Consider the following 400-nt stretch of genomic DNA (forward strand, 5'->3'; position numbering starts at 1 on the left):
TGCGTGAACCCGCCAAACCTGGTCGACCCCGCAAACAGTCAAAAACATTGACCCGCTACCCGTTTGAGGTCAAGCTTCGCGCTGTTGAGCTCTTCAACGCTGGTTGGAGACCAGCTGACATCGCTGTGGAATGCGAACTGCGCTCAAAGATGAGTGTCTATTCTTGGGCACAACGCCACCGTGAAGAGGGAGAATGGGGTTTGATGTCGAAAAGAGAACGCAAAGAGCACACTCGCATGCCCACCCGAGCAGCATTCGAGAAATCATTAGCCGATGATCCTGCAGAACTGAAAAAGCAAATGGCTCAACTGCTCGTTGACAAGGCTGTTTTGGAAAAGGAGCTGGAACTTGTAAAAAAAGACGTCAGCGTCATCCCGGGTCAGCTCAGCAATAAGCACAA

1 protein-coding gene is annotated in these 400 nt (G+C 51.2%); it reads left to right on the forward strand.

Annotated features, from left to right (window positions below; genetic code table 11):
* Positions 1 to 47 precede the first annotated feature (47 nt).
* Positions 48 to 400, forward strand: a 353-nt coding sequence (locus tag JQ46_RS10840) for a terminase gpP N-terminus-related DNA-binding protein (RefSeq protein WP_424647988.1), incomplete at its 3' end; no start/stop codon positions are given.

Origin of the sequence: Corynebacterium jeikeium (assembly GCF_000738175.1) — a bacterium.
In the GTDB taxonomy this organism is placed as follows: domain Bacteria; phylum Actinomycetota; class Actinomycetes; order Mycobacteriales; family Mycobacteriaceae; genus Corynebacterium; species Corynebacterium jeikeium_C.